Source organism: Empedobacter sp. UBA5987 (assembly GCF_002429865.1).
Lineage (GTDB): Bacteria > Bacteroidota > Bacteroidia > Flavobacteriales > Weeksellaceae > Empedobacter > Empedobacter falsenii_B.
The window spans coordinates 51,623-63,403 of sequence record NZ_DJBB01000008.1 but is presented as its reverse complement, the minus strand read 5'-3'; the positions used below and the strand labels follow the sequence as shown (position 1 = coordinate 63,403).

Sequence of the window (11,781 nt, the reverse complement as noted above, 5' to 3'; positions counted from 1 at the left end):
GGTTGCTTTTTTAATTTTGTAAAAGATAAAACTAAAGTATGATAGATTCTTTTTTCTTCGATTTTGACGGAACATTACAAGGTTTTGAAAACCACGAAATCAGTGATTCGACAATTGAAGCGTTGAAATTATTGAAACAAAAAAACAAAAAAATATACATCGCAACAGGACGAAATATGGCGGATATGCCTAAGCATATTTTTGATTATGGTTTTGATGGTTACATCAATAATAATGGAGGAATGTGCTCCGACGAAAACCGTCAATCATTTTTTGTAGATTACATCAATCCTAATGATATAGAGGCTTTGTTGCAATACGATGATGAAAATCCTTTCTCATTTTCGTATATGACGAAAGAAGCGTTTAGTATCAATCGTGTGAATGAGAATGTAGAAAAATCGTTTGCTTATTTTGGAATGGAACTTCCAGAAGTAGTTGATCCTCGAACTTTGCCGAAAGATAATATTATGCAAATGAATTTTTTTGTGAACGAAGAACAAGAAGATTATTTGATGAAAAATGTGTTGACAAACAGTGTAGGAACACGTTGGATAGAATATTTTGCTGATATAAATCCGAAAAATATTAGTAAAATGCGTGGAATAGAGCGAATGGCTGAACGCGATAATTTAGATTTAACTAAAACAATGGCTTTTGGTGATGGTGGTAACGATATTAGTATGTTGAAAGGTTGTAAAATAGGCGTAGCAATGGGCGATGCGAAAGAGAATGTTCGTGAAGCGGCTGATTATTATACAACTTCTGCAGATAATCACGGAATATGGAATGCGCTGAAACAGTTTGAGATAATTTAGAAACTTATTTTAATTTATATAGAAAAAAAACAACTTAGGTTGAATTTTTTTTCTTTTCACAATGTTGTGTTAATTATGTATTCTATTATTGTAGAATTAAAAAATAAAAATTATTTTAGAGTAATAATTAAAAATTTACAATATAATGAAACAATTATTATTAGCTGGATTTTTACTTTTTTCGAATTTTGGTTTTGGGCAAGAAAAGTTTATTGTCGATTATAAATATGATATAAAGCATGATGAAGAAAAAATAAAGGAGTTTGAAAGAGAGTAAGCTCAAAAAGAGTAAAAGGAATTTGACGATGTAAACACGCTAATGCAAATGCAATTCCACCAATTCCAGCTCCGACAATTGCAACATGAGGATATTTTTTTTCGTTAGATAATGGGCGTTCATTTGTAGTAATCAAACCAGTTCCTGAGCAAATAGTACAGATCTGCATTGAACTTTTTGGTTTATTTGGAGTAATAAAATTTTCATTCTTTTTAGATTGAGCAACAGCTGATTCATAACGTGATAGTTTTCTTTTCGAAACTCCTTGACTTTTTTTTCCAAGTCCATTACAATTCTTGCAACTTATCCAATTTTCTCGAGTACTCAATTTAAAAGTTTTTGTAAAAATAAGATTAATGTAGCTATTTAGAAAAGTCTAATCGTAAAAGATAGAATTAATACATGAATAATGAATTTTTCTGTAATAATAGTTTTTATTACTCAACTTCTTTATAGTGATGATTCTACAACCTTTTTCAGAGATTCAAAATAGGTTTAATATATCCGGACTATCATTTATTATAAAAGTGGAGTATATATGTGATCCGTTTGACTTATAATTTTGGTCAAAAATAAAATCAATTGAAAAAATTATTAAATCATATTGTTTTAGAACCAAAATTACATGTAAAGTGGCTTAATACACTTTCGTATATGGAAAATGCAGGAGCACGAAAAATTTCGGCATGTGAACACAAAACTTTTGTGAATCTTATCCAATTGAAACATGCAGCAGAGGAACATCGTCATGCTTATTATTTGAAAAAGCAAATTAAAAAATTAATTCCAGATAATTGTGTCAATTATGAGCCTATTTATGTTTTAGCACCAAAAGAAACAATTTATTATTTACATTAATTAGATATTCAGGTTTGTCGTTTGTAGAAGAAAGAATTTAATTTTGATGGAGTAGATTTAAAATACGCAACCTATTTGTTTGTGACTTATGCTATAGAAGTGAGGGCCGATGAGTTGGATCTAATATATCAAGATATTTTGACGGTGCATCAACAAAAAGTGATGGTGAAATCTATTATTGTCGAAGAAGAAGGTCATCTTGAAGAAATGATTTCACAATTAAAAAAATTTCATACTGAATGGTAAATCTATTTAAATCAAGTGATACAACTAGAAGAAGTGTTATTTATGAATTGGATTTCTGCAATTGAAAATGAACTGAATAATATCGAAATTTTTTATTCCATTGCAACTATCTCTATTCGAAAAAGAACAAAAAGGAACAAAAAGGAATTAAAAGTTCGTTCTTCTGGAATTGATTTTTATAGTAATGATTATTTGGAATTAGCTAAAAATGAAATCTTACATCAGCAGATTTTAAATGAGTTTATAGTGCAACCATCTTTACTTTATGGTTCTACTGGAGCACGTTTGATTAGTGGGAATTCTGATTATCTAAGTGAAACGGAAGAGATGATTGTGAAAGAACATAAAGTAGAAGCTGCAACACTTTTTTCATCTGGATATAATGCTAATTTGGCACTTTTCTCTGCGCTTTTAACTCAACATGATATTGCTTTAGTTGATGAAAATATACATCCATCAATGCATGATGGGATTAAATTATCCAACGCAAAAAAGTTAAAGTTTAAACATAACGATTTAGATTATTTAGAGAAACTATTGCAAAGAGTAGAAGAGCATTGTTTTATCGCGGTAGAAAGTTTGTATTCGATGGATGGAGATTATGCTCCATTAAATGAACTGGTTGAATTATCCAATAAATACAATGCTGCATTAGTGGTAGATGAAGCTCATGATTTTGGTGTTTTGGGTTATGGATTGGGTCATCAATTGGGTTTACAATGCAAAGTATTTGCAACAGTTGTAACTTATGGAAAAGCGATGGGAATGAGCAGTGCCGAGATTTTAGCTAATAAGTTAGTGATTGATTATCTCATTAATTATGCTTCAACTTTTATTTACACCACAGCTATTGCTGATTTTCATGTGACAGGTTTACGTAAAGGTTATCAGTTTATCAAAGAAAATAAATCGCTTCAAGAGAGTTTAAAATATAATATATCACATTTTAGAAATAGTGGCTTCACGAGTTCTTCGAATAAAAATAGTCCAATTCAAATTCTAAAGTTTGAGTCTACAAACCAATTAACCAAAATCAAAAATCAATTGGAGTTGGTGGAAATAAACACTTTTGCGGTTTTCAACCTACAGTAGGAGAAGGAGAAGAGCGCTTAAGAATCTGTTTGCATGCTTTTAACACACAAGAAGAAATTAATCAATTAATGGAAAAGATAAAAGAAAATGTCTAAACAATTATTTGTTACAGGAATTGGGACAGGAGCTGGGAAAACGATTGTTTCAGCAATTTTAACTGAAGTTTTACAAGCTGATTATTGCAAACCAATACAATTGGGAGATTTAGATTCATCAGATAGTTTGTTGGCAAAATCGTTAACTTCTCTAGAACTGAAAATTCATCAAGAACGTTATTGTTTGCAAAAAGCCGCTTCGCTACATCAATCTGCAAAAGAAGAAGATATTGAAATCAATCTAAATGATTTTGAACTTCCCAAAACAACCAATTCTCTTATTGTTGAAGGAGCAGGCGGATTATTTGTTCCTATTAATGAAGAAGATTTTATGATTGATCTTATTCAGCAGTTTAATCTCCCAGTAGTCCGGATATTTCTATCATCATTATACCAAAACTCAATTCAATAAACTCAAGCGAAGTGAGAAATATAGCAAAAAACAATTAAGTATCAATTTAATATTTAAATACAATGAAAGTATCAAACGAAACACGCCATGATTGGACGAAAGAAGAAATCGAAAAAATCTATCATCAACCATTATTAGATTTAGTATATCATGCATCCAAAACACATCGAGAATGGCACAACGCAAGAGAAGTACAAGTATGCACCTTGTTATCTGTAAAAACAGGTGGTTGTCCCGAGGATTGCTCATATTGCGGACAAGCAGCGCGCTACCATACCGATATTAAAGTAGAAGCTTTGTTACCAACAGCAACAGTATTAGCACATGCAAAGAAAGCAAAAGAAGCTGGCTCATCACGTTTTTGCATGGCAGCTGCTTGGAGAGAAGTACGAAATAATCGAGATTTTGATCGAATAATCGAAATGGTGAAAGGTGTAAATGAGTTGGGATTAGAAGTGTGTTGTACATTAGGAATGTTGACAGAAGAGCAGGCAATTCGTTTGCAAGAAGCAGGTTTACACGCTTATAATCATAATTTAGATACTTCCGAAGCTTATTATGATGAGATTATTTCTACACGTAAATTTGATAATCGAGTCAATACGATACAAAATGTGCGAAAGGCTGGGATTACAGTTTGTTCGGGTGGAATTATTGGCTTAGGAGAAACGCATCAAGATCGAATTTCTATGCTATTAACTTTGACAACAATGCTAAAACAGCCAGAATCTTTACCTGTAAATGCTTTAGCAAGAGTAAAAGGAACACCTTTAGAAAATAATCCGAAAGTAGATATTTGGGATATGGTTCGTATGATTGCTACAGCTCGTATTGTGATGCCTTCTTCGGTTGTTCGGTTAAGTGCTGGTCGAATAGAAATGACGGAAGTTGAACAAGCTTGGTGTTTTATGGCTGGAGCGAATTCGATTTTTACAGGAGAGCGTGAAACTTTATTGGTGACGCCTAATCCTGGGGTAACAGAGGATATGAAAATGTTTGAAAATTTAGGTTTAGTACCAATGGTTAAACAAGAAACAACTCAGACATGTACACATTAAAAGAACGCGATCAGTTGGTGAATTGGCATCCTTATACGCAGATGAAAAAAGCCAATAATATTATTGCAATTGTAAGAGGAGAAGGAAGTTAAATTTACGATGAAAATAACAAACAATATATTAATGAGGTTTCATCGTGGTGGGTAACGCTGCATGGACATGCGCATCCGTATATTGCACAAAAAATGCACGAACAGCTAACAACTTTGGAACATGTTATTTTTGCAGATTTACGCATCGACCTGCAATTGAATTGTCTGAACGTTTGTTGGCTCTTTTATCTCAAAATCAAAAGAAAGCATTTTATAGCGACAATGGATCAACAGCGATTGAGGTAGCACTAAAAATGTGTTTACAATATCATTTCAATAAAAAAGAAGATAGACCTGTGATTTTAGCGTTCAAAAATGCTTATCATGGCGATACTTTTGGCGCGATGTCGGTGAGTGGAAGAGGAATTTGGACAGAACCTTTTAGTGAAAAGCTTTTTGATGTGATATTTATTGATACGCCGAATGCAGAAAATATAGAAGCAATTAAAGCACAAATAAAAGAAGTTGCACCTAAAGTGGCGTGTTTTATTTACGAACCTTTGGTTCAAGGAGCTTCGGGGATGTTGATGCATGAGGCTGAATACTTAGATCAATTGATGAGGTGTTGTAGAACACATCATATTTTAATGATTCAAGACGAGATTTTTGTAGGATTTGGTCGTACAGGTAAATTATTTACAGCAAATCATTTGACAGAAGTTCCAGATATTATGTGTTTTTCGAAAGGTTTAACAGGTGGTACTTTGCCTTTGGGCGTTACAACTTGTACAGACGAAATTTACCAAGCCTTTTATGCAGATGATTTGAATAAGACGTTATTTCACGGGCATTCTTTTACCGCAAGTCCATTAGCGTGTACCGCTGCGTTAGCAAGTCTTGATTTGTTATTACAGACTTCTACACAACAGCAAATAGCAAATATTGTACATCAACATCAACATTTTGTTACGTCTATTCAAGATCATCCTAAAGTAAAAGTGATAAGACAATGAGGAACTATGTTGGCGTTGGAATGGAATAAAGACGAACAAATATCTTATTTTAGTGATATGTAAGAAAAGCTGTATTCTTTCTTTTTAGAGAAAGTTGTATTATTGCGTCCATTAGGAAATATCATCTATTTAGTTCCTCCTTATTGTATTTCGACTGATGATCTAAATTATATTTATGATACGATTCGTCAAGCTTTAGTCGAATTGGTTTAGAATTTCTTATAAATAGAAAAGTCCTTGTTTACATAAGGACTTTTTGGTTTATAAGAAATAATTATATGTTCAATTATTTTCTTTTTACATTAACAGCCATAAGACCTTTTTTTCCTTTTTCAATATCAAAAGTAACTTGATCATTTTCATTTACTTTGTCAATTAATCCAGAAACATGTACAAAAACATCTTCACCTCCTTTTGCGTTAGAGATAAAACCAAAACCTTTTGATTCGTTGAAGAATTTTACTGTTCCTTCTTGCATAGTTGTATATTTAATTAATTTATTTTTTTGATATTTGAATTGCTCTGAATCCTTTTTCAGACATTTCTTTTTTGAACTGCACTTGATCTCCTACTTTAAGTAATTCTTTTGATTCTTTGAAGTGGAAGAAGATTTTATCGTTAGAAGTTGGTACTTTAATAAAACCAAACCCTTTTGAATCGTTGTAGATATCAACCATACCTTCAATAAAAACATCTCTGTTATCAGATTCTAATCTTTTATTATTCAGCAAATCGGCTTCTTTGTCTTGTAAATGAGGTGGTACATCTGTAAAATTACCAAGTACATCAACATAGACAATCATATCTTCTAATGATTTTCCTTTGTTGTTATTCTCTTTTCTGTTCTCTCTTTTGTTTAATTTCTCTAATTTTTTTAAAGCTTTCTTTTTGCTATTTTCTTTTTTAGATGTAGAATCTGCCATAAATGTTTGTATAGATTTTTTATTATTAATACTCATAAAACCTAAGAAAACATGAATTAATTATCCAACAACATTTATATTATAATGAAGTAAAACTTACAAGTATACGTTTTAGAAAACAGAAGTTAAAATTATATTGACTAGGTCAATTAGTGAATTAAAAAAAGTAAAATAAAGAATACAATTGTAAACTATTAAGACAAAATATCTTCTTAAGTACGTTGCAAAGGTAATAAGTTTTAATGAATTAAATGGTATTAATTTCTACAGAATTCGATATGACAAAAAAGTTCTAACCTAAATGTGATTAGAAATTTGATCTTATTATGATTGATATCGTTAAAATTGATAAATAAATGTGTTGATATTCATACCTGCACCAACAGATGCAAATAATACAACATCGCCTTCATTTATTTGGTGATTTTCCAAATCATTATCCATAATCATTTTCAAAAGAATTGGAATTGTTGCCACACTACTATTGCCAAGTTTATGAATATTCATTGGCATAATATTTTTTGGCACATCCTGATCATATAAACTATAAAAGCGTTTTACAATTGCTTCGTCCATTTTTTCATTAGCTTGATGAATCACTATTTTACTGATATCGTCAATGTTATATGTACTATCATCAACACATTTTTTCATTGCTCTCGGTCGTGTTCATCGACAACTCTCGAAAGCGTTTCCGCACCAATCACCAAACATCTTTTTGCTAATCCAGCTTTCATAAATGCATTGGCTTGTATAACACCTTCTACCCAGCCAGGACAACCAAAAATAACATCGTAAGCAACACAATAAGGATTCTGAATTTTCAATAAATTTTTTACTCTTGCAGCAAGACTTGGCACCATATCAGACTGAATCGTATCGTGTTTTACATCTCCAAAATTATGAGCGAATATAATATAATCAATAGTTTCTGCGTCGATATTTGCATTTGTAATAGCCTTAGCAGCTGCCATATAGCCTAAGTCTGATGTTACTTGATCTTTTCTAGCATATCGACGTTCTTCTATTCCTGTTATTTGTTTTAATTTATGCGAAATTATAGCATTATTTTGGTCTAAAATTTCTCCTTGTTCATTATAAAATTGATGTTCTTCAAAAAATTGATTTGAAATTGTTTCGGTTGGAATATATTTTCCTATTCCTATAAAGTGATTTGTCAAAGTATTATAAATTGTAGCATTAAATCTACAATTGCTTACAATCTCCGAAAAACTTATTTAATAAATCGTATAAATTTATTTTTTTAACGTAAAAATTATGTACTATTAAAAATAAGGTGATAAAAAATAACAAATTTAAATTTTTATAGAGAATTAATTAATACAATTTTATTGAGAATGGATTTAAATAAATTTTTAATCTTCAGAATTTATTCAGATAGATTTTTGATAAAACTATTTCTCAAAATCTATTACAATGAAAAAAATAATCACACCTTTATTATTAGGTTCAATAGTTTTACTTTCTGTTTAAATCATGAGTTGCACAAATAAAACTGAATTTCAAGAAACAAATTCAAATTATGTTATCCTATTAATTTAAAAAAGTTCAATTAAATTTTCGATATGCCAATATCTTATCAATACGATTACCGTCTTTGTCTACAATTTCTAGTGTCAAATCTTCTACTTCTACTTTGTCACCGACATTTGGAATGGTTTCGTATTTATCTAAGAAAATTCCAGCAACGGTAACATATCTATTTTCGATGTCTTCGTCGATATCAATCTCAAAAAACTTCTCGAATTCATAGATCGAAAATTGTCCATCTATCAACCATGTACCATCTTCACGTTCTACGATTTCGTAATCTTCGTCTTGGTTCTCTGGTGTATCACCAACCAATTCGTCCAAAATATCATTTATTGTTACAATACCAGCAGTCGTACCATATTCGTCTAAAATAATGGCGAAATGTGCTTGCGAATTCTGTAACATTTCCAACAGCTGATAACTAAACGAATTTTCATTGACAAAAATAGGTTTGTGTATAAATTTTTTCAGGCTAAAATCTTCCTTACTTACACCAAACATATCTTTTAGTTTCAAGATACCAACGATTTCGTCCAGATTATTGTTCTTCGTAACAGGGTAGGCTGAATATTTATTTTTCTTAACTTTTGCACGTGCTTTCTCATAATCATCCGAAATATCTAATGAAGCAATTTCCGAACGATGCGTTGCTAACGTGTTCACACGACGATCTCCAAGCTCGAAAACACGTTCTAAGATTTCGTGTTCTTTTTCCTGAATTTCACCACCTTCTGTACTTTCTTTGATGATATTTTTAATTTCTTCTTCCGAAACAACTTCGCTGCTATCGTCTTTAATACCAAACAATTTTAAGAAAAAATTATTGGTAACTGTTAACAACCAAACGAATGGAGAAGTGATGATAGATAACCATTTCATCGGTTTCGAAACAATAGTAGAAACCATTTCAGGAAATTTCATTCCCAAACGTTTTGGTAATAATTCGCCAAATACAATCGAAAAATAAGTGATGATTACTACCATAATAATTGGAGAAAGTGTTTTGGCGTAAGGTGCAATGAAAGCGATAGATGTTAAAAATTCTGTTAAATTTGCAGTTAGTTTATCACCCGAGAAAACCCCTAATAAGATACCAATAAGGGTAATTCCGATTTGTACGGTTGATAAAAATTTGTTCGGATTCTCAGCAAGTTCTAAAGCCGTTTTAGCACCAGAACTTCCTTTCTTCATTTGATTTTCTAATTTGAATTTTCTTGACGAAACAAGTGCCATTTCTGACATGGAAAAAATTCCGTTCAATAAAATCAATACGATTATTATAACAATCTCCACTTTTATTCTTTAATTTTGATAAAAATAAACCAAAATCTAATACTTACCATAATGTCTCAATTTAATATTATGAAATTTTCTTATTTAATTTTACTTGCTTTTATGCTAAATGCTGGTTGTGCTTTCGGTAACAGCGATCAAACTCCAGAAGAAACAGATACTATTTTACCTACTTTTACAACGGCTGAATTGATTGGTAAAGGAAATCCTACGATGGTGGGGAATGGGTATAAATTGTTGCCAGAAGTTGCAAAACAATTTGAATTAATGAAAGCTGATGCGCAAAAAGCAGGCTTTAAAATACAAGTGATTTCGAGTTATAGAAATTATACTTACCAAAATGGAATTTGGGAGCGCAAGTATAAAGCGAATCAGGCGAAGAAAATTGCAGCGAAAGAAAACATCGAAAAGATTATTGAATATTCTACCATTCCAGGAACTTCTCGTCACCATTGGGGAACTGATTTGGATATTATAGATGGAACGCGTGGAATACCAGCAGATCCGTTGAATGAGAAACATTTTAATGAAGGAGGATCAATGCATAAGTTTAAGATTTGGTTAGATGAAAACGCTTCGAAATATGGTTTTTATTTGGTGTACACGGATAATTCAGCGAGAAAAGGATTCAAATATGAGCCGTGGCATTTTACGTACAAAGCGATTTCTGAACCGATGTTACAAGCCTACAAAAAGCTAGATATCAAAAAAGTTTTGCAAGAAAATAAATTGTTAGGAAGCGAAAATTTTACAGATGATTTCATAGAAAAATATAGAAAAGAAAATATTTTGGATATAAATCCTGTTATTAAATAGTTAAAGCTCCTTTTTGGAGCTTTTTTTGTGGTATCTTTAGATAAAAATTAAAACATTATACTTTCTGATGAGGTTAACATTTTTCATATCGTTGTTTTTGAGCATGAGTCTACTGACTTTTGCAAAACAATCGATTGTGAAAGATTTGGACGGCGATGGAAAGTTTGACAAGGTTTCGATTAATTTTGAAACGAATAAAATAGAGTTTTTACTTTCTGATACTGAATATAAAAAGCAGAGTAGTTTAGCTTTTCATGAATTGGATCGCAATGCGAAGATTGAGGAAACAAAGAAAGGTTTTAAGATTATCAATAAAATAGGAGATGTTTTATTTACATCTTATTTTCGATACAATCGTCAGACAAAAAAGATTGAATTATCTGCTATAAAACGTTCAATAGTTTCGGATGATTATTCGAAAGAAAACGGCGAATCAACTTTTATAACAGCTACAAAAGAATTTATTGCGAAATGGAATAGTTTGGATAAATCATCAAATAAAGTGATTGCTTTACCGACGTTAAAAACTAAAATTGATTTGGATGTTATTTCTTTGAATGATTTTAATGATGCATTTCTGAATAAATTTAATCAACAAAGTTTGACTTTTTATAAAGCTGAAATCTCCAAGCAAAAATAATTATTGCTCCAAATCTATTGTTCTGAATGTTAGATTAATTCGTGGTGAATTTACTTTTTTAGTAGGAGGTAAGCGATGCAGCCAATAATCCTGCGTTTCATTTTTCATTACCAATAAACTACCACTTGCAAGATTTAAAGAAATTACTTCTTTGGTTTCTTTGTGTTTAAAACCAAATTTACGTTCAGCACCAAAACTAAGCGACGCAATTGCGCCATGACGTTTCAATTGTTTTTCGCCATCGCTGTGCCAAGCCATTCCTTCGGAACCATCGTGATATAAGTTTACCAAACAAGAATTATAAGTTTCTCCAGTTTTTTTCTCAGCTAATTTTTTTAATTCAAGTAAAGTATTAGTCCAAGGTAAAGCTGTTTTCGTGATTTTGGAATAGGTATAAGCAAATGGAAAATCTCCGTACCAAGCAATTTTTCGTTTAGTTTCGATTAATTTACCAAAAATAATTGCTTGATCGTTCTTCCATTCAATTTCATTTAATAAAACAGAATAATAACGATGCGCTTCTTCATCGCTCATAATTTGCCCAAAATAATTTACAGTTCCATCTTTAGGAAGTAGATTTTCTTGTCCGTCAAATAAATCGTTGAATAGGTCCATAGAGCGAAGTTATGTTAAATTTTATTTGATTGATGATAA

The 11,781-nt window shown here is 31.1% G+C and carries 13 protein-coding genes and 2 pseudogenes; 9 read left to right on the top strand and 6 right to left on the bottom strand.

Going from position 1 to position 11,781, the window contains the following annotated elements; translation table 11 throughout:
* Nucleotides 1–38: 38 nt before the first annotated feature.
* On the top strand, nucleotides 39–818 hold the full coding sequence (locus B3J26_RS01010) for an HAD family hydrolase (protein WP_291072744.1): 780 nt from the start codon (nucleotides 39–41) through the stop codon (nucleotides 816–818).
* Between the two features lie 209 nt (nucleotides 819–1,027).
* Here the strand turns inward: B3J26_RS01010 and B3J26_RS01005 are convergent, their stop codons facing one another.
* Nucleotides 1,028–1,423 carry a hypothetical protein gene (locus B3J26_RS01005; protein WP_291061533.1) on the bottom strand — a complete coding sequence of 132 codons (396 nt, stop codon included), beginning with the start codon at nucleotides 1,421–1,423 and terminating at the stop codon, nucleotides 1,028–1,030.
* Nucleotides 1,424–1,677: 254 nt separating this feature from the next.
* On the opposite strand from B3J26_RS01005, the gene B3J26_RS01000 reads away from it, so the two are divergent.
* From B3J26_RS01000 to bioA, 6 genes and pseudogenes are all read left to right on the top strand, one after another.
* Nucleotides 1,678–1,953: a hypothetical protein gene (locus B3J26_RS01000; RefSeq protein WP_260509649.1), complete on the top strand. Its 276-nt coding sequence runs from the start codon at nucleotides 1,678–1,680 to the stop codon at nucleotides 1,951–1,953.
* A gap of 114 nt (nucleotides 1,954–2,067) precedes the next feature.
* A complete protein-coding gene (locus B3J26_RS00995; RefSeq protein WP_291072742.1) occupies nucleotides 2,068–2,199 on the top strand; it encodes a hypothetical protein in 132 nt (43 codons plus the stop codon).
* A 42-nt stretch (nucleotides 2,200–2,241) separates the two neighbouring features.
* Nucleotides 2,242–3,291: an aminotransferase class I/II-fold pyridoxal phosphate-dependent enzyme gene (locus B3J26_RS00990; protein WP_291072740.1), complete on the top strand. Its 1,050-nt coding sequence runs from the start codon at nucleotides 2,242–2,244 to the stop codon at nucleotides 3,289–3,291.
* An 87-nt stretch (nucleotides 3,292–3,378) separates the two neighbouring features.
* A complete protein-coding gene (gene bioD / locus B3J26_RS00985) occupies nucleotides 3,379–3,798 on the top strand; it encodes an ATP-dependent dethiobiotin synthetase BioD (RefSeq protein ID WP_291059946.1) in 420 nt (139 codons plus the stop codon).
* A 62-nt stretch (nucleotides 3,799–3,860) separates the two neighbouring features.
* Nucleotides 3,861–4,856 (top strand): biotin synthase BioB, encoded by a 996-nt coding sequence (bioB, locus tag B3J26_RS00980; RefSeq protein ID WP_291072738.1) that lies wholly within the window; start codon nucleotides 3,861–3,863, stop codon nucleotides 4,854–4,856.
* Nucleotides 4,857–4,948: 92 nt separating this feature from the next.
* Nucleotides 4,949–5,901 (top strand): annotated as a pseudogene (bioA, locus tag B3J26_RS00975) (adenosylmethionine--8-amino-7-oxononanoate transaminase).
* A gap of 286 nt (nucleotides 5,902–6,187) precedes the next feature.
* Here bioA and B3J26_RS00970 read toward each other — a convergent pair.
* The 4 genes and pseudogenes from B3J26_RS00970 to B3J26_RS00955 form a co-directional block, all read right to left on the bottom strand.
* A complete protein-coding gene (locus tag B3J26_RS00970) occupies nucleotides 6,188–6,379 on the bottom strand; it encodes a cold-shock protein (RefSeq protein ID WP_291061542.1) in 192 nt (63 codons plus the stop codon).
* 19 nt (nucleotides 6,380–6,398) lie between these two features.
* Entirely contained in the window at nucleotides 6,399–6,824 is a 426-nt protein-coding gene (locus B3J26_RS00965) for a cold shock domain-containing protein (RefSeq protein WP_219033988.1), read from the bottom strand.
* 339 nt (nucleotides 6,825–7,163) lie between these two features.
* A pseudogene (locus B3J26_RS00960) lies at nucleotides 7,164–8,005 on the bottom strand (3-oxoacyl-ACP synthase III family protein).
* A 388-nt stretch (nucleotides 8,006–8,393) separates the two neighbouring features.
* Nucleotides 8,394–9,671 (bottom strand): hemolysin family protein, encoded by a 1,278-nt coding sequence (locus B3J26_RS00955; protein WP_291072735.1) that lies wholly within the window; start codon nucleotides 9,669–9,671, stop codon nucleotides 8,394–8,396.
* Nucleotides 9,672–9,740: 69 nt separating this feature from the next.
* On the opposite strand from B3J26_RS00955, the gene B3J26_RS00950 reads away from it, so the two are divergent.
* Entirely contained in the window at nucleotides 9,741–10,487 is a 747-nt protein-coding gene (locus tag B3J26_RS00950) for a M15 family metallopeptidase (RefSeq protein ID WP_291072733.1), read from the top strand.
* A 103-nt stretch (nucleotides 10,488–10,590) separates the two neighbouring features.
* A complete protein-coding gene (locus B3J26_RS00945; RefSeq protein ID WP_286485707.1) occupies nucleotides 10,591–11,127 on the top strand; it encodes a hypothetical protein in 537 nt (178 codons plus the stop codon).
* Here the strand turns inward: B3J26_RS00945 and B3J26_RS00940 are convergent, their stop codons facing one another.
* Complete coding sequence (locus B3J26_RS00940) at nucleotides 11,128–11,742, bottom strand: alpha-ketoglutarate-dependent dioxygenase AlkB family protein (RefSeq protein ID WP_291072730.1); 615 nt, start codon at nucleotides 11,740–11,742, stop codon at nucleotides 11,128–11,130.
* Nucleotides 11,743–11,781: the final 39 nt, after the last annotated feature.